The organism is Peristeroidobacter agariperforans, from assembly GCF_004138335.1.
GTDB classification, from domain to species: domain Bacteria; phylum Pseudomonadota; class Gammaproteobacteria; order Steroidobacterales; family Steroidobacteraceae; genus Steroidobacter; species Steroidobacter agariperforans.
This window is the reverse complement of the sequence record NZ_RYFW01000001.1, coordinates 2,867,157-2,885,193: the sequence shown is the minus strand read 5'-3', so window position 1 is coordinate 2,885,193 and position 18,037 is coordinate 2,867,157. Positions and strand designations below refer to the sequence as shown.

At 62.2% G+C, this 18,037-nt stretch carries 12 protein-coding genes and 1 pseudogene; 8 read left to right on the top strand and 5 right to left on the bottom strand.

Translation table 11 applies throughout. The features are described from left to right. Window positions 1-73: 73 nt before the first annotated feature. The 6 genes from EK373_RS12565 to EK373_RS12540 all read left to right on the top strand — a co-directional run bounded on the left by EK373_RS12565 (window position 74) and on the right by EK373_RS12540 (window position 9,188). A complete protein-coding gene (locus tag EK373_RS12565) occupies window positions 74-1,135 on the top strand; it encodes a glycoside hydrolase family protein (protein WP_129642979.1) in 1,062 nt (353 codons plus the stop codon). A 132-nt stretch (window positions 1,136-1,267) separates the two neighbouring features. Beyond that, on the top strand, window positions 1,268-3,817 hold the full coding sequence (locus tag EK373_RS12560; RefSeq protein ID WP_129642978.1) for a hypothetical protein: 2,550 nt from the start codon (window positions 1,268-1,270) through the stop codon (window positions 3,815-3,817). A 106-nt stretch (window positions 3,818-3,923) separates the two neighbouring features. Then, window positions 3,924-4,601, top strand: a complete 678-nt coding sequence (gene cofC, locus EK373_RS12555) for a 2-phospho-L-lactate guanylyltransferase (RefSeq protein WP_129642977.1) — start codon at window positions 3,924-3,926, stop codon at window positions 4,599-4,601. 4 nt (window positions 4,602-4,605) lie between these two features. Beyond that, window positions 4,606-7,011 (top strand): 5-amino-6-(D-ribitylamino)uracil--L-tyrosine 4-hydroxyphenyl transferase CofH, encoded by a 2,406-nt coding sequence (gene cofH, locus EK373_RS12550; protein WP_129642976.1) that lies wholly within the window; start codon window positions 4,606-4,608, stop codon window positions 7,009-7,011. A gap of 118 nt (window positions 7,012-7,129) precedes the next feature. Next, window positions 7,130-8,257, top strand: coding sequence for an acyl-CoA dehydrogenase family protein (locus tag EK373_RS12545; protein ID WP_129642975.1), 1,128 nt, complete (start codon window positions 7,130-7,132; stop codon window positions 8,255-8,257). A 130-nt stretch (window positions 8,258-8,387) separates the two neighbouring features. Then, window positions 8,388-9,188: an enoyl-CoA hydratase/isomerase family protein gene (locus tag EK373_RS12540; protein ID WP_198683242.1), complete on the top strand. Its 801-nt coding sequence runs from the start codon at window positions 8,388-8,390 to the stop codon at window positions 9,186-9,188. 95 nt (window positions 9,189-9,283) lie between these two features. On the opposite strand, the gene EK373_RS12535 is transcribed toward EK373_RS12540, so the two are convergent. Then, window positions 9,284-10,447, bottom strand: coding sequence for an acetyl-CoA C-acetyltransferase (locus tag EK373_RS12535; RefSeq protein ID WP_129642974.1), 1,164 nt, complete (start codon window positions 10,445-10,447; stop codon window positions 9,284-9,286). Between the two features lie 132 nt (window positions 10,448-10,579). Between EK373_RS12535 and EK373_RS12530 the strand changes: the two genes are divergently transcribed. Further along, window positions 10,580-11,746 (top strand): CaiB/BaiF CoA transferase family protein, encoded by a 1,167-nt coding sequence (locus EK373_RS12530; protein WP_198683241.1) that lies wholly within the window; start codon window positions 10,580-10,582, stop codon window positions 11,744-11,746. Then, a pseudogene (locus tag EK373_RS34240) lies at window positions 11,734-11,853 on the top strand (nitronate monooxygenase); the annotation flags it as partial. The gene EK373_RS12530 and the pseudogene EK373_RS34240, both read left to right, overlap by 13 nt. A 22-nt stretch (window positions 11,854-11,875) precedes the next feature. Here the strand turns inward: EK373_RS34240 and EK373_RS12520 are convergent. From EK373_RS12520 to EK373_RS12505, 4 genes are all read right to left on the bottom strand, one after another. Then, window positions 11,876-13,444: an alkaline phosphatase D family protein gene (locus EK373_RS12520; protein ID WP_129642973.1), complete on the bottom strand. Its 1,569-nt coding sequence runs from the start codon at window positions 13,442-13,444 to the stop codon at window positions 11,876-11,878. Next, window positions 13,441-16,338, bottom strand: coding sequence for a TonB-dependent receptor (locus EK373_RS12515; RefSeq protein ID WP_129642972.1), 2,898 nt, complete (start codon window positions 16,336-16,338; stop codon window positions 13,441-13,443). Before EK373_RS12515 ends, EK373_RS12520 begins: the two co-directional genes overlap by 4 nt. An 87-nt stretch (window positions 16,339-16,425) precedes the next feature. Then, a complete protein-coding gene (locus EK373_RS12510) occupies window positions 16,426-17,376 on the bottom strand; it encodes a FecR family protein (RefSeq protein WP_129642971.1) in 951 nt (316 codons plus the stop codon). Further along, the gene (locus EK373_RS12505) at window positions 17,376-17,870 is read right to left on the bottom strand and encodes an RNA polymerase sigma factor (RefSeq protein WP_129642970.1); all 495 of its coding nucleotides are present in this window, start codon (window positions 17,868-17,870) and stop codon (window positions 17,376-17,378) included. The genes EK373_RS12510 and EK373_RS12505 overlap by 1 nt, the downstream gene beginning before the upstream one ends. Between the last annotated feature and the right edge of the window lie 167 nt (window positions 17,871-18,037).

Sequence of the window (18,037 nt, the reverse complement as noted above, 5' to 3'; positions counted from 1 at the left end):
AAATCTGACAAGTATTATTTGTCTTATAAATCCGTTCGAGCTAGTCTTTGCCCGTACTGACGGGGGAACTGCCATGATTGCACTGAAGATTTTTCGACGGCTCCTGTTGGCAGCGACGCTGTTCGCGGCCGCCGCGTTGGCGCGTCAACCGGATCCGCCGGGCCAGGTGCGTCCCGGTGACAAGCCGGTCAACGAGGCCTATCTGTTCGCGCACATGACGCACGCCGACTACGGTCGCCTCTACTACAGCGTCAGTCTGGATGGCCTGCACTGGTATCGCTTGAACGACGGCAAGCGCATCACCGATGACTATCGCGGCCATCCCGATATCGCGCGCGGCCCCGACGGCACTTACTACATCGCGGGCAACGAAAGCGATTCATCGCCGACCATCAACATCTGGTCCTCGCGCGACCTGATCGAATGGCAACGTTTCAGCACCTACACGCCCGACTTGAAAGCAACGCCCGGCTACTCGCAGGCGCTGCAGAGAATCGGCGCGCCGAAGATCTACTACGACGAGCCTTCGAAGCAGTTCGTGATGACGTGGCACACGCCGCATCTGGAAGGCACGCCGGAGGATGCCGAGCGGTACTGGGCGAGCCAGCGCACGCTGTATGTGACTTCCAAGGACATGAAACAATTCTCGGCGCCGCCGCAGCGCTTGCTGCCATGGGAGATGGGCACGATCGACGTGTTCCTGAGAAAGGCCGAAGGCAAGTACTGGGCGATCATCAAGGACGAAACCTATCCGACGCTCGACTGGGTCACCGGCAAGACCATCCGCATCGCCAGCTCCGACAACCTGCTCGGTCCCTACGAAAACCTGAGCCCGCCGCTCAGCCCGAATTTCCGTGAAGCGCCGATGCTGATCCCCTCGCCGAACGGCGAGATCTGGTACCTCTACTACGAGCAGTATCCGGGCGTGTCCTACGGCCTCTCGGTCGCCGACAAGCTCTCCGGCCCGTGGTATCAGATCTCCGGCTACACGTTCTTTTCGACCTGGGACAAGTACAGCCTGCCGCCGAAGGTCCGCCATGGCGCCATGATCACGATCTCGCGCAAGCAATATGACGCGCTGGTCGAGCGCTTCGGCATCGAGCAGCCCGCGCCGCAGCCGACCGCGAAACAGTGAGGCTCGCGGGGCCCAACCTGAACGGGAGCTGATCAGGCTGGGCCCCGACCTTGATTCTGTGCGCAAAAAACCCGCCCCGGGGGCTGTCAAGCGGGTTGGCCCTGCCCGCGCTCTGCCCTACGATTCGCCCCCATGAGCTTGCGACTTTGCCGATGGCTTTCGACCCTTGCGGTTCTCTCGGTCACCTCCGCCCACGCGGCCACGAACGCCCCGTTCGACCTGCGCGGGCCGACGCTCGAAGTCACTGTTTCCCGGGATAAAACCACGCTGCCGATCGCCCAGGTGCCGCACCTGGCCGAGGGCGACAAGCTGTGGATCAAGGCCGATTTTCCGCAGACGCAGTCCGAGCACTATCTGCTGGTGCTCAGCTTCCTGCGCGGCCCGACCAATCCGCCGCCGAAGGATTGGTTCTTCAGATGCGAGACGTGGAAAAAAGCCTGCGCGAAAGGGCTCACCGTCAGCGTTCCCGAGGGCGCGCAACAGGCCCTCATCTTCCTCGCGCCCGAAGACGGCGGCGATTTCAAGACACTGGTCAACGCGGTTCGCGGCCGGCCCGGCGCGTTCGTGCGCTCGACGCAGGATCTGAACCAGGCAACGCTCGATCGCTCGCGGCTGGAGCGTTATCTCACTTCGATCCGCCATCTGAACGCCGCGAATCCGGCGGTGCTCAAAGACACTACGCCGCTGCTGGCGCGCAGTCTCGGCATTCGGGTCGATGAGAAATGTCTCGACCGCCTCCCGCAGCTGCAGGCGCCCTGCCTCATGGAGGGACAGGAAACATTGATCCTCAACGACGGCCACAGCATGTCCATCGTCGAGGCGCTCACGACCGGTCCGGCGAGCGACCTGGTAATGGCGGCCAGCCACACGCCACAAGCGGACTATGGCTACTACAGCCCGTATATTTCTTCGCTGCTGGACCTGGGGCGGCTGTTCGACTCGTTCCGCGTCGCCAACTATCAATACATTCCTGCGCTCGCCACCGCGGTGGACAAAGAGCTCACGCTGACGCTCAACACGCCACCGTCATTTCAGAATCCAAAGTCCGTGCTCGTCGCAGCATTGCCCGCCGTGGAAGATGCTCTGCCGCCGCCGCTGCACGCAGTGAGCCCGAAAGATATTTATTGTGCGCGCAAGGACCGGCTCGTGCTTCCAGTCGAAGGTGCGCCGCTCGTGTTCGCAACCGAATACGCGCACAACACGGTCCTCCGCGTCACCGGCAAGAATGGCGAAGTGATCGAACTGCCCGCGACCGCGGACGCCACTCAAGGCGGCTTCCTCATCGATACCTCTTCGCTCGGTGCCGCGACTCTCACCGACCGCTTCCGAGGCTCGTTGCACGGCTACTGGGGTTTCGACAAATTCGACGGCCCGGGCTTTCAGCTGGTCAACACGCACTCGCAAACCTGGACTCCCGCTTCGCAGGACGACAGCTCGCTGATCGTCGGCCGCGCCAACACCATTCACCTGCAAGCGGGCAGCGTCGCGTGCATCGATCGCATCATGGTGAAAGATCCCACCGGCAAGGAGCTGCGGGTGGACTGGTCGCCGGTCAAGGCGAACGAGGTCGAGATCACCCTACCCTTGCAGCAGGCGCAGCCCGGCGCGTTGACGCTGTTCGTCAAACAATTCGGCTCGAGCGAGCCGCATCCGGTCGAGCTGCGCGCCTATCCCGAAGCCGGACGTTTCGAAAGTTTCACTCTGCACGAAGGCGAATCGCACGGCGTGCTCAAAGGCAGCCGGCTCAGCGACGTGGCCAGCCTGTCGTTGAAGGGGCTCGAGTTCGTTCCTTCGACTGCCATCGACAATCCGCAGAGCGATCAGCTGCAGCTGGAAGTGAAGCTTGCCGAAGGAACTGACGCATCGAACGCGCCGGCGCCGAGCTTGCAGCAAGGTGAGACTGCGAAAGGAAAGGTCACCCTTCACGATGGCCGCAGCTACCCAGTGAACGTCGCAGTAGCCGCGCCACGGCCGCGGGTCGAACTGGTCGGTAAGAGTGTGCAAGTCGCCTCGGGTGGCAACACGAGCAACATCCAGCTCGCGAGCGAGAACCAATTGCCGCAAGACGCGCAGCTCATCTTCTCGGTGCGCGCGAAGTCGCCGGCCATCTTCAGCCGTGAAGCAAACATTGAAGTCGCCAGCGCCGATGAAGCGCTCTCGACCACGCTGAGCTTCGCCAACCGCACCCTCACGCTGGCCGACAGCAAGGTTGCGATCGCAACGTTCGATCCCACCAAGGCCTTCGGGTTCTCCGCGTTCGGACCATTGAAGTTCCGGGTCGTGAACAAAGGTGTCGCGGGCGACTGGCAGCCGCTCGTGACGTTGGTGCGACTGCCTGTGCTGAAGGAACTGGAATGTCCCGCGGATACGACGCAGTCCTGCAAGCTCACCGGCGCCAATCTGTTCCTGGTCGATTCGATCGCCAGCACGCCCGAGTTCAAAGAGCCGGTCGCCGTACCCGTCGGCTTTCCCGGCCGCGCCCTGCCCGTGCCGCGTCCGAGCAAAGACGGGCTGTATCTGAAACTTCGCGACGATCCGAGCGTCATCAACGTCGCTGCTTTGGTTGCCGAAGAGCCGCCTGCTCCGCCGCCGGCGGAGGTCGCTCCTGCTCCGACGTCAGCAGCCGCGCCGGCGGATCAATCCGTGACGGCAGCGAATCCCGCGCCGATTTCCAATCCCTAGAGTCGAAACGACGCAGGAAACCGCCCTCTATGCACCTGCTTGGGCAGCGCCGCGGCCGCGAATAAGTCGAGGAACAACTCACCCTCAGAAGCCCTTACTCGGAGATATGCAACCCTCCACCTGGGCGCTGGTTCCTCTCAAGTCAAGCGAGCGCGCCAAGTCGCGCCTTGCCGGCACGCTTGATGCCGAGCAGCGCCAGCGCCTGTTCTTCGCAATGGCGCGACGAGTAATCCTCGCTTTGCGCGAAAGCCGGAATATCGATGCTGTTGCCGTAGTCACATCCAGTCTCGAAGTGCGCGCCTTCGCCGAGTCGTTGAATGCACTACCGGTCGTGCAGCAGGAGGACGCAGGCATGTCGCCAGCGATCGAAGCGGCCCTGCGAATCCTGAATGGGATGCACCCCGAACGCGTATTGATCGTGGCTGGCGATCTACCCCTGGTCTGCGCCAGCGCAGTTGATGAGATTTTCACCGGCCAGGTTTGTCGCGAGCACGTGGTTGTTGTACCGGATCGTCATCGCGATGGCACAAACGCTTTGCTCTGCTCCCCGCCGCAAGCGATTGCGCCCTGCTTCGGTTCTTCGAGTTTCAGGCGGCATTTGGCCGCCGCCCGCGCCGCGAATCTTGCCACGCGAGTCGCAGAGATCGAGCGACTTGCTCTCGACCTGGATTGCGCCGACGACTTGGAGCATCTGCGAAGCCGCGCAGGAGCACAGCCCTGGGGCCTCTCGATGTCATCTGGGCCAGCCGGCGACACTTTCAGCGGCGCAGCACCTCGCGGGTGATGCGATGAATCTTCTGTCATGCGACGCTCGCCCAAGCTCGGAGCAATGCTACGAGGTGCTGGGGCACTTGGACTGGCGCGAACTCGCACCGCTCGCCAGCAAGCTTCGCAAGCAAGGCTGGGGAACATGCGTCAGCTATTCACGGAAGGTCTTCGTGCCGCTGACACAACTGTGTCGCGACGTGTGCCACTACTGTGCGTTTGCCAAAACTCCCAGTCGTCTGACGAAGCCCTATCTCAGTCCTGACGACGTCCTGCGAATTGCCCGAGACGGGGCGGCACTCGGTTGCAAGGAACTGCTATTCACGCTGGGCGATCGGCCGGAGCTGCGCTATGCGCAGGCGCGCGCAGCCCTGGCGGAGCTCGGCTTTCCATCCACACTTGCTTATCTCGAACACGTCTCGGCGCGAGCCCTGCGCGAGACCGGGCTGCTCCCTCATCTCAATCCAGGGCTGATGGCCGCGGCAGATCTAGCTCGGCTCAGACACGTCGCCCCATCCATGGGCATCATGCTGGAGTCCGCCTCGGAGCGCTTGTGCCAGCGTGGCGGCCCGCACTTCGGCTCGCCCGACAAAGAGCCGTCGAAAAGATTGGCAACGCTCAGTCAAGCTGGCGAAGCTCGTATTCCGATGACTAGTGGCATTCTCATCGGAATCGGTGAAACGCGGCGTGAGCGCATCCATGCGTTGCTCGCGCTGCGCGACTTGTCCGACCGATATGGACACATACAAGAAATCATCATCCAGAACTTCCGTTCCAAACCGGGCACGAAAATGCAACAGGCGCCGGAGCCTTCCAGCAATGAATTGTGCTGGACCATAGCCGCGGCGCGCTGGATATTCGGCCCGCAAATGTCGATCCAGGCGCCGCCCAACTTGTACCGAGGCGACCTCGCGGATCTCATCGCCGCAGGCTGCAACGACTGGGGCGGTGTATCGCCGCTCACTCCGGATCACGTCAATCCTGAAGCGCCCTGGCCCCATCTGCAGCAACTCGCTGCACACACGGCTCGTGCCGGCTGCGAGCTTGTCGAACGGCTTACAATCTATCCGAGATACGTGCAAGCTCGACATGAATGGCTCGCCGACGAACTGCATGCGGCGGTGTTGAGGCTGTCCGATGGCGGAGGATGGGCACGCGTCGGGCGGTGGTGTGCCGGCGCCGCCACAGCCCTACATGAAGACGATCTACGCGACGTGCCGTCGTCAGGACCAGGCACACGATCACGAATAGCTGATCTGGTACAGCGAGCCCGGTTTGGCCATGAGCTCGAAGAAAGCGAGATTGCCGAGTTGTTCACGGCCCGAGGCTCTGACTTCGTGGGCATCTGCCGTGCGGCCGACGAGCTGCGCCACGATGTGGTCGGCAACACCGTGACGTATGTCGTAGCTCGCAATATCAACTACACGAACATTTGTATGTACAAGTGTCGGTTCTGCGCCTTCTCCAAGGGGCGCACGCACCGGCAGCTTCGTGGTCCTGCCTACCTGATCGACCTCGATGAAATCAGCTGCCGCGTGCAAGAAGCCTGGCAGCGCGGCGGCACCGAAGTGTGCATGCAAGGGGGAATCCATCCTTCGTTCACCGGGCACACCTATCTCGAGATCTGCCGCGCGGCGAAACAGGCGCAACCGGAAATTCACATTCATGCGTTCTCGCCGCTGGAGGTCAGTCACGGCGCGCGAACCCTGGGCATCTCGATTCCAGAATTTCTTTCGGAACTCAGGCGTGCGGGCCTGGGGTCCCTGCCAGGAACAGCTGCCGAGATCCTGGATGACGATATCCGCCGCTTCCTCGCGCCCGACAAGCTCAACACACAAGAATGGCTGGATGTGGTCGCTCACGCCCATCGAGCAGGACTGCCGACCACGGCGACGATCATGTTTGGACACATCGAAGGATACGAGCACTGGGCGAGACACCTGCTGCTGTTGCGGCGATTGCAACAGCGAACTGGCGGGCTTACCGAGTTCGTGCCGCTACCGTTCGTGCACATGGCAGCGCCCATGTACCTTCGCGGTCGGGCCCGCAAGGGCCCGACACTCAGAGAAGCCTTGCTGATGCACGCAGTGAGTCGCCTGGCGCTACATCCGCTCGTCCGCAATGTGCAGGCATCTTGGGTGAAACTCGGGCCGAGGTGGGCGCAGCGATGCCTCGAAGCGGGAGCCAACGACCTCGGCGGCACACTCATGAACGAATCGATCAGCCGCGCTGCCGGCGGTGAGCACGGACAGGAGCTCGAGCCCGGGCGAATGCAGCAAATCAGCACAGAGTTGGGACGCCCCAGCCGGCAGCGAACTACGCTCTACGGCCGGGCCTGCGCTGAGCAGATTGCGCGAGCGCAGTCCTCGCGCGCTGATGCACTCCGCGGGGCGACCCGCTTGGCTTGCAATGTGAATGCGCAACCTTGAGTGGAAACGACATTTTTTCGCCGGGTGCTCGCCACACACCGCTACCAATTGCGCCCGGGCGGTTCCCTCGCCATTCTTGCCGGTGACGCTGTCGTCCTGTTGACCGAAGATTCCGCCGATGTTACTCACCGCCACGCAGCAAGCCATTGCAGATTCCGTCCGCGAGTTCGCCCAGGAGCGTATTCGCCCGAATGCCTTGAGCTACGAAACCGCCCGAGCTTATCCATCCGAGTTGTTCCAGGAGCTCGCCGAGCTGGGCTTGATGGGCATGACCGCGCCCGAGGATAAAGGCGGCGCCGGCGCCGACTATGTGTCGTATGCGCTCGCGCTGATGGAAATCGCCGCCGCCGATGGCGCGTTATCCACCATCCTGTCGATTCAAAACAGCCTGATCGTTTCTGCCTTGCTGAAGGATGGCAACTCCGAACAGCAGAATCGCTTCCTGCCCGAGCTGCTCAGCGGCCGCATGATCGGCGCTTTCGCGTTGACCGAAGCGGATGCCGGCTCGGACGCGTCTGCTCTTCGCACGCGCGCGACCAGGACTGCCGATGGCTATGTGATCAACGGCAGCAAACAATTCATCAGCTCGGGAAAGATCGGCGGACTGGCGCTGGTGTTCGCGGTCACCGATCCGGATGCGGGCAAGAAAGGCATCTCCGCGTTCCTGGTGCCGACCGATCGTCCGGGTTACGTGGTCGACAAGGTCGAGCACAAACTGGGGCAACTCGCCTCGGACACCTGCAGCCTGCGCTTCGACGATCTGCACATCGAAAGCTCTCTGCGACTCGGCGCCGAAGGCCAGGGCTATAGGATTGCCTTGTCGAATCTGGAGGCGGGCCGCATCGGCATCTCTTCGCAATGTATCGGCATGGCGCAGGCCGCGCTGGACATCGCGATCGGCTATGCGAAAGAACGTCGCTCGATGGGCAAGGCGATCATCGAGCATCAGGCCGTGGGCTTCCGGCTCGCCGATCTCGCGGCAAAGCTCGAAGCTGCTCGCCAGCTCGTCCTGCACGCTGCAAGCATCAAAGACACCGGTGCTCCATGCTTGAAAGAAGCATCGATGGCCAAGCTCGTTGCCTCCGAAACCGCCGAAGCCGTGTGCTCCGGCGCCATCCAGACGCTCGGCGGCTATGGCTACCTCGAAGAGTTCGGCCTGGCCAAGATCTACCGCGACGTGCGCGTGTGCCAGATCTACGAAGGCACGTCCGACATCCAACGCATGGTCATCGCGCGCTCGCTTTAGAGCGCCAGCTCCAATGGGCGCGGCAGCCCGGATACGGCCGATTCCCGGGCCTGTACACCTTGGCCACGCACGGTGATAACGTAACGGGCGATCGCGGGCATTTCGATCCGGGCGAAACCAGGGGGCACACGTGCGCAGCTACGGCACTTTGGCACTGACACGGAAGGATCGGGTACTGACCATTACTTTGAGTCGTCCCGCGTTCCTCAACGCGGTCAATCTGGAGATGCACGACGAACTGGCGGACGCATTCGACTTTGCGCGCGCCGACGAGCAATCCGACATTGTCGTGCTCACCGGCGCTGGTCGCGCCTTCTGCGCGGGCGGTGATATACAGGATCTTGCGCGCAATATCGCCGACCCTGCGCTGTTCGACCACGAGACGCGCATCGCGAAACGCATCGTGTTGTCCATGTTGGATCTGGACAAGCCGCTGATTTGCCGAATGAATGGTAATGCCATCGGCCTCGGCGCGACGCTGGCACTTTTGTGCGATGTGATCTATGCGATCGACGGTTCGAAAATCGGCGATCCGCATATCTGCGTCGGTTTAGTGGCCGCAGACGGTGGCGCCGTACTCTGGACTCACCGTATCGGGCTGGGGCGGGCCAAGGAATATTTGCTGACAGGTGAGCCGCTCGCTGCAAAGCACGCTGAGCAAATCGGACTGGTCAATCACTGCGTATGTCCCAGCCAGCTGGATGACGCCGTCACAGCGTATTGCAATCGGCTGAAACACGGCTCGATGCAGGCGATTCGCTGGACCAAAGTATTGATGAACGTCGAGTTGAAACGCGCAGTGCTGGCAGTTATGGATGCAGGGACAACATACGAATCGACCACGGCGCGCTCCGCCGACCACCGCGAAGCGGTCAATGCCATGCAGGAAAAGCGCCGACCGGTGTTCTGCACAGACAGCGCCAAGGCCTGACCCTGCAGGTTACTTGCGCTTTTTGCCGCCGACCTTGGCGCAGGTCGGCTAATTTTTCCGGGCGCAGCGCCCCCCTGGAGCGACACTAGCGCGCTTCAAAGCGCTTCGACGATGGTGACGTTCGCGATGCCACCGCCCTCGCACATGGCCTGCAGCCCGTAGCGCTTGCCGCGCTTGCGCAGAGCGTGGACGAGCGTCGCCATCAGCTTGGCGCCCGTTGCCCCGAGCGGATGACCCAGCGCGATTGCGCCGCCGTTGACATTCATCCGGTCCGGATCCGCGCCGGTGGCTTTCAACCATGCCAACACCACCGAAGCGAACGCTTCGTTGATTTCAAACAAGTCGATATCGCCGGTGCGCAGGCCGGCTCGCTGCAACGCGCGCTTGGTCGCAGGAATCGGCTCTTCCAGCATGATCACCGGATCGCCGGCGGTGACGGTGAGATTGTGAATTCGCGCGAGCGGCTTCAAGTTATGAGTCTTCAAGCCGCGTTCGTTGAAAACGAGCACCGCGGACGCGCCGTCGCAAACCTGGCTCGAGTTCGCCGCGCTCAACACCCCGCCTTCCTGCAGAAGTTTCACCGAGCTGATTGCCTCGATGCTCGCATCGAAGCGCACGCCTTCGTCCGCAGTGTGCAAGCTTCCGTCCGCGACTTTCAGCGGCACGATCTCGTCCTTGAACGCGTCGGCTCGAATCGCGGCGATGGCACGCTGATGACTGCTCAGTGCATATTGATCCAGCTGCTCGCGACTGAAGCCATATTTCTCGGCGAGCATCTGCGCCCCCGTGAACTGACTGAACTGCTGCACGCCATAACGCTTGCGAATGCGCTCACTCCAAGGGCCCGTGCCCACGCCCGCTGTCTCGGCCAACGCAACTGGCGAACCCATCGGCACGCGGCTCATGCTTTCAACGCCCGCAGCAATCACTACGTCTTGCGTACCGGACATCACAGCCTGCGCGGCGAAATGCACCGCTTGCTGCGAAGAGCCGCACTGACGGTCGATGGAAACGGCGGGCACGCTGTCCGGCAGCTTGGAAGCCAGCACGACGTTTCGACCGACGTGAAAGCTCTGTTCGCCCACCTGACTGACACAACCCACGATCACGTCCTCGACAGCGCGCGGATCGATGCCAGTGCGATCGACCAGCGCGTTGAGAACTTCACCGCCCATATCGGCGGGATGCCAGGTGGAGAGCTTGCCATTGCGCCGGCCACCGGCCGTGCGCACCGCCGCTACGATATATGCTTCGCCCATAGTGCTTCTCTCATTGACTGCTAACTGAGTTTCAATCGGCAAGCACAGCATCTGTCGCGAGACGATTCTCTCGCAGTGTACGGAATGCCATGCTCTGGACTAGAATTTTCGACATTGAATCACAGGTGTTCGATGAGCCCCACCGAGCCGATGAATTCGTCTGATCCGACGAAGCGCACAGCCACGAACGGCCCACTGCAGGGCGTGCGTGTGCTGGAGTTCGCCGGCCTGGGCCCGGCGCCCTTCTGCGGCATGTTGCTCTCCGATCTCGGCGCACAAGTCATCCGCATCTCGCGGCCCGGTGCACCGGCTCAACCCTTCGACGCGATTCTCGATCGCGGCCGCGTCACGCTCACTGTCGATCTGAAACAAAGCGTCGGGGTCGAGACGTGCCGAGCACTCGCCAAGAGCGCGGATGTCCTGATCGAAGGCTTCCGCCCCGGTGTGCTGGAAAAGCTCGGCCTGGGACCGGACACGCTGCTCAAAGACAATCCCAAGCTGGTTTATGGACGCATGACGGGCTGGGGACAATACGGGCCGAACGCGCACACTGCGGGCCATGACATCAACTACATCGCACTGTCCGGCGCATTGCACTCGATCGGCGACGCTGCGAAGCCGACGCCCCCGCTGAACCTCGTCGGTGACTTCGGTGGCGGCGCTCTGTATCTCGCGATGGGCGTTCTCGCAGCGCTGCTGAATGCGCGCAGCACAGGCGTCGGGCAAGTTGTCGATTGCGCAATGACCGACGGCGCCGCGTCGTTGATGAGCATGATGTTCGCCATGCGAGCCAGTGGCGATTGGCGCGAGCAGCGGCATGCGAATCTGCTCGACGGCGGCGCGCCGTTCTACGACACCTATCGCTGCGCCGACGACAAATGGATCTGCGTCGGAGCGCTGGAAATCCAGTTCTTCACGGTACTGCTCGACAAACTTGGAATTCCGGTGAGCGATTATCCCAATCATTGGGATCCCGCTTGCTGGCCGGGCATGCGCGCGCGCTTCGAGAACGTTTTTCAAACCCAGACGCAGGCTCACTGGTGCGAGCTGCTGGCGAACAGCGATGCGTGCTTCGCGCCGGTGCTGCCCATGAGCGAAGCCATCAACCATCCGCATAACGTCGCGCGAGGCACCTTCACCACCCATTCCGGAATCGTTCAACCTGCGCCGGCGCCGCGCTTCTCGCACACACCGACGACGATTCAGGACAGTGCCCGAGTCGACGTGAATACGCTGCGCGCGTGGCGAGTGCCAAACACTCTCATCGACCAGCTTCTGCCTTCGCGCGGTTTCACCTGATCGCTTCCGGTGGGTTCGGCGATGAGCGCGGCCTGGTCGCGGCGCTGAGCCTGGGCGCCGATGGAATCAACATGGGCACCCGCTTCTGTGCAATCGTCGAAGCGCCGACTGCCGCGTTTCCGCGGCTAGTTACGAAGCGCGATTCAGCGCGACACGGCCGTGCTCGACGAGGAAACTGCTCGAGATCGTCGAGTGGCCGCCCCGCTCCGAAACCTTATCCATCGTCCATACATCGGTTCGCCACGAGTCACGGCCGATGTCGAAGACTTGATAGCCACGGCGTCCGTCGTGGAGCTGGCAATGAGGATTGTCAGCCGGCGTGTCCTTCCAGCCTTTGCTCAGCGGCTCGCCGTCACCACCCGAGCTGATCGACGTGCACACGAACTCCGTTGCGGCAGCCGGCCCCTCCAGCGCACCTTCACGCACCGGCACGACACCCGCGTGATGCTTGTGGACATCGCCGGTCGCGATCACAACGTTCTTCAAATCGCGTTCGACGATCTGCGCGACCAAACGTTCGCGAGCCTGCGGGTAGCCGCTCCACGAATCGACATTGGTGCGTCCAGCGTCACGGCTCGCGGGATAGTTGAAAGGCATGACCATCACCTGCTGTGCCAGCAGGTTCCAACGCACTGACGAGCTCAGTCCGGCGGCCAGCCACTGTTCCTGCTGCGAGCCCAGCATGGTCACCGGCCCGACTGTCTGCGTCCTGCAGCCTTTCGGGGGCTTGTTCGTCTGTGGCAAGCCGCCGTGACGGTATTGCCGCGTGTCCAGCACCTGCACCCGCAACAGATCGCCGTAGTCGAAGCGACGATACATTCTCATTCCAGCGCCGGTCGGATACTGAGCCTGACGCACGGGCATATGCTCGTACCAAGCCTGCATCGCCACCGCACGCCGCAGCTGGAAGACCTCCGCGGGCGAGCCGTCTTGATCGCATTCGCCAAACCAGTTGTTGTCGACTTCGTGGTCGTCGTAAGACACGAGGAACAGCGCGGCCGCGTGCGCAAACTGCAGATCGGGGTCGAGCTTGTATTGAGCGTAGCGTCGGCGATAGTCATCGAGCGAATAGATCTCATCGCCCACGTGCGAACGAACGCAGTTCTTCAGCCTGGTGCAGTCTCGCGGCCGGCCTTCATAGATGTAATCGCCGTAATGAAAGATTGCATCGAGCTCCGACACTTCGCCGAGCCGTCGATATGCAGTGTAAAAGCCCTCTTCGTAGTGTTGACAGCCTGCCACGCCGATACGCAGGCGATCGACTGCGACTCCTGCAGGCGTCGCGGTCCGGGCCGTGCCAATAGGGCTCATTTCGCCGTTCGCGCGGAAGCGATACCAGTAGCGCCAGCCCGGCTTCAGTCCTTTTGCCTCGACATGCACCGAATGCCCAAGCTCCGGCCGAGCTTCGGCGACGCCGGATTTCACGATCCGAGTGAAGCGCTCGTCCTCGGCGACTTCCCAGTCGACGGACACGACACGCATGGGCATGCCACCGTGTGGCTCGAGAGGCGCTGGCGCGAGCCGCGTCCACAACACGAAGCCGTCGGGCCAGGGATCGCCAGATGCAACACCGAGCGAGAAGGGATATTCGCTCGACGGACTGCTGGCCCAGGCGCGTTGACCAAGCCCCGACAGCAGCAGGCCGCTGGAAGCCGCGAGCTTGAGAACCTCCCGGCGTGCAATCGTTCGATGGATCATGGCTTGTAGATGATGTTGAAGTAGAACGTCAGGCCTTTCTTCATCTCGGCGCGACGCATGCTGAGATCTTCGCCATAGCCCAGGTTCAGATTGTCGTCGAGCAGGTTCACGGCGCTCAGCTTGACGATCCAATCGTCGAGCACGCGATAACGAACCGTGAAATCCAATTGTCCCCGCTCTTGCGGGCCACGATGCAGCCAGGGGCTGGCGCCAATGCCGTCGTAGTACTCATCGCCGTAGTTGTACGCGACGCGCACTTCGCCGCCGCGCGGCAGCTGATAGAACAGCGCGCCGTTGGCGAGCCAATCGCGCTGGAACAGCAGACGATCGACATGCAAGGGCGCACCGTCCACGATGTAATCCATCTCGCCCCACATGCGGGACACATTGATCGACGCCCCCAGCTTGCCGGCAAGGAAACCGGGCATGCCGGGCAGGCTGTTTTCGATGTACTGGAACTCCAGGCCGCGCAGCTTCGACTCGTTGGCATTCATCGGCGTGCTGACGACGTACGTGAATCCATCGATGAGCTGCTCCTCCTTCAACTCATAGATGTCGTCCTTGATCTTCTTCATGAAGCCGCCGAGGCTGACCATGCCGCTGCCGTTTTCCGTGTAGTACTCGAGCGCCAGGTCGATGTTGTCGGCGATGCGTGGAGCGAGCGTCGGGTTGCCACGGCCGATGGTGAACGATGTGTCGTTGCGAGTCTCCGCCTGCGCGATATCCTCCGGCGCTGGGCGACCCAGCGTGCGGCTGTAGCCCGCCTTCAAGCGCCACTGATCGCTCAGGTCGTGCAGCACATTGAGGGACGGCAACAGATAGGCATAGTCGCCCGAGTAGTGTTGGAAGGCGTTCTGGAACACGCCGCCCAGGCTCACCGGCACGTCCGCTTGGTAATCCGCCGAGTCCGCGCGCAAGCCTGCGATCACGCGCGTGCTCTCGGTCGCATACGTGCCCGAGACATAACCATAGGTCACCGTCTCATCGTATGAGTAGTCCGAGCTCAGCGAGCTCGACGCCGACGTCGCGGTGTTGACAGTCTGATGCGGTCGAACGTAAGCGTTGTAAGCATCATAGTCGACCCACAGCACCGGATAGCCCCACATCCACGGTGTGTAGTGCGGATCGTAGGCCGCGAGTGCGAGCGAAGACTTGTCGACGTTGTACGTTATGTTCGTGAGGTCTCGCTCCATGTTGAAGTCACGCAGACCGAGACCAGCCTTCAAGCCCCAGCCGAGACTATCCGGGTCGAAGTTCAACGAGTAATCGAGACGCGCTTCGGCCGACTCGCCCTTGGCGCTCGTGGTGATGTCGGTCGCCTGATACAACGAATAGTTGCCCGGCACCATCAAAGCCTGCGGATCGGACAGCGTAAACGACACCGAATCGCCGGAGGTATCGTAGCTCACGAAAGAATTCGTGGGCTTGTATTGGTAGCTGACCAGGTTTTCCGGATTGTCGAAGGTGTTGTCGTTATAGCCCGTCCGGAACTCCAGCCGCGACTCGTTCTGGAACTCGTAGCGGGATTTGAAGATGATGCCGCGGCTCTCCGTCTCGAAGCGGTCGTACCAGAATATGGCGCGCGCATCTGGAATACGCAGCGTGCCGGTGTGCTGCGTCTGGTCGCTCAATCCGGTAAAGGCGCGCAGCGTCGGGCCGTTCGTCGTCTGATCTTCCTTCTGCCGATAGTCATACAGCATCAGCGAGCTGTACCACGACGAGGACGGCGAGAACTCGAGCAGCGCCGAGCCGCCGTAGTTCTCCACGAAACTGGTGAAGTCATAGCTGACGAACGCCTGTGGCGCGGCGTCGTAGCCGTTGTAGTCAGGGCTGATTGGCGTCGTGGCGGCGCCCATGGCCGTGTAATACGTGCGGCCGTTCGGATTGCGCTTGGTTTCGTCATAGGTGCGCTGCTGGTACACGCTGCTGATGACGACGCCGAACTGATCGTTCGAACCGAGCCGCCTCGACCACAGCTGCTTGATGCCGCCGCCCCACGGCGTATCGTCGTAGCCGCCGGGGCTATTGCCACCGGGAACTTTGTCGTAAGTGCTGTAGCTGGCGAACGTGTCGACGTAGAACTTGTCGTCACCGTCGAACGCACTGTAAGGCACGATGTTGATGATGCCGCCGATGGCGCCCGAATCCAGATCGGCGGTGAACGTCTTGAATACTTCAGTAGTGCGCGCCGCCTGGCTCGGAATGAGCGCCAGGTCGATACGGCGCTGGCCGGAGCCTTGGTTGGCCACCGAGATCATGCCGATACCGTCCACCGACACGTAGTTCAGATCGGGCGTGATGCCGCGCACGGCGACGTATTGGCTTTCCTGCTCACCGTACAACACCTGCATCGTGCTCACGCCGGACACGCGACTGAGCGCATCTGCAAGCGACTTGTCGGCCAGGTCGCCGGTGTCGTCCTGAGTCAGCGTGTCGACGATGGTCAGCGAGTTGCGCCGATTCGCGACGGCTTCCTGATTTTGCAGGGCTGTGCCAGTGACAACGACCTCCTCCACCTCGCTCGCCGCGGACGACGTAGCCGCCGCGGCATCCGCCGCAAGCGCCACTCGCAGCATCTCCTTCCGACGCACAATCAAAGCGCGAGAAGACGTCGTTACGACTTCCAACGGCGTGCCGGCAATGAGCATCTGCACTGCTTGCAAGGCGCTCATCTCGCCGTTCAGCGCCGGCGCCTGCTGCCCAGCCACGTCTGTCGGGCTGAACAGAATGTCTACGCCGCTCTGCTGAGCGATGGCGTTCAGCGCCGAGTCGAGTGCCTGAATCGACGTCGAGATGCTGATCGCTTCCGTCTGCGCCTGAGAGGGAGCCGAAAGACCGATGGCAATGGCCGCGACGAGCGCGGGCAGGCCGGAGCGATAAAGAGACAGCTGCATGATGTTCCGAAGTTGGCTGGCCGTGCTGGCCGGTCACGCACTCGACGACGCCGCGTGCGAATTCCTCAGAGGAGTTTCATGAATGTTTTATGACGCCGACCCGCGGGGGGTCAGATGCAGGATCTCGTCGCTCGCTTCGACCTCCAGAGGCAGCATCGCTTTCAATGCTTCGGCGAACGCCGCGTTGTCGCCGACACGGAACGTGCCGCTGATTCGCAAGTCGACCGTGCCCGCATCTTCAAGGGTGAGCCGCTGACGGTCGTAACGGTTCATGATCTGAACGGCCGCGGCCAGACTGTCGTTGTTGAAGATCGCTCGCCCATCCTGCCACGCTGTCAGGCGCTCCACTTCCGTTGCTGGCATCGGCGCTACGCTGGTCGATGTCTCGTCGAACAGATGCCCGGTTGCCAAGGTCTTGATCTGACTTTCGCTCTGGCGCACGGCGCCGGCGCCCGACAGCATCAGGATGCGAGCGGCGCTGCCCTCGCCCGTTTCGATCTCGAAGGTCCCACGCTCGATGCTCAGATGGCAGTTGCCGGCGCGCACCACGAGCGAACCTGTCGTCCGAGCTTGAAGATCGAAGTGGGCACGGCCGCGTTCGAGCGTTGCTTCACATCCGGTGTCTCGATTGCGCACACGCAGTTCCGAGTCCGCATCCAGCAAGACTTTCGACCGGTCGGCGAGCACGAGCGAGCGAAGCTCGCCGACGTCGGTTCGATAAACCTCAGCACCGGCGCTTTGCGCAAAGAATCCGCCAGCAACTGCGGTCAGCGTTGCGCCACCACCGAGAAGCAAGCGTCTGCGTGTAACTTGCATCGGCCGAGGCGCGTGGACCGGAACACGCGCGCCGACCAACTCCCACACTGCTGTCAGTTCTTCGAACACCGTCGCATGTTTCGGATCGACTCGCAGCCACTGTCTGAACCGCACACGTTCGCGCTCATCGCAATCGTCGGCGTGCAACCGGGCCAGCCAGCGAGCGGCCTCCCGTTCGAGCCAGGCTAGTGCGACGCGTTCGATGATGTTTCTCACCACCATCAGAATGCCTTGCTCGCGCGCAGCAACCCCAGCGCGGCCTTCGCTACGTGCTTCTCAACGGCGCTTTCGCTTATGCCCAAGCGTTCGGCGATCTCGCGGTAACGCAATCCATCCAGCCGATGCATCAGCAGAATCTGCCGCGTGCGTGGATGCAGGCGGGACAGCGTGGCTTGCACGGCGCTGAGACGTTGCCGCACATCGAGCATTTCCTCGGGCGTGGGACCTGCATCGGCGATCGCGTTCAAGTCCTCGTCGCCGCTGACGTTGCGGCGACGCTGGCGGCGATGGTCGTCGCGCGCCAGATTGACGGCGATGCGCACCACGAACGCTTCGAAGTTGCGGATGGACGAGCCGCCGTGCTCGGACATGCGAACATAGGCATCGTTCAAGTAATCGCTCGCATCCTGCGGCCGGCCGGACAACGTGGCGATCTGCCGCAACAGGCGGCTCCACACGGCCCGGTCCTTCGCTACGCCAGGCTTCTCGGAAAACATCGCTTCGCCACGAACCCCAATTGCCACTACACCCACGTTGCGGGCGCGCCAGAGTAAGTCAGGCGTTTGACGGTTTCGTGACGGTTGCGCGGCAATCCGGGAACAATTGCCCACACCACGAATTGAACGCGCTAGAGCGTCGCTCTATTCCAACGACAGCCCCGCTC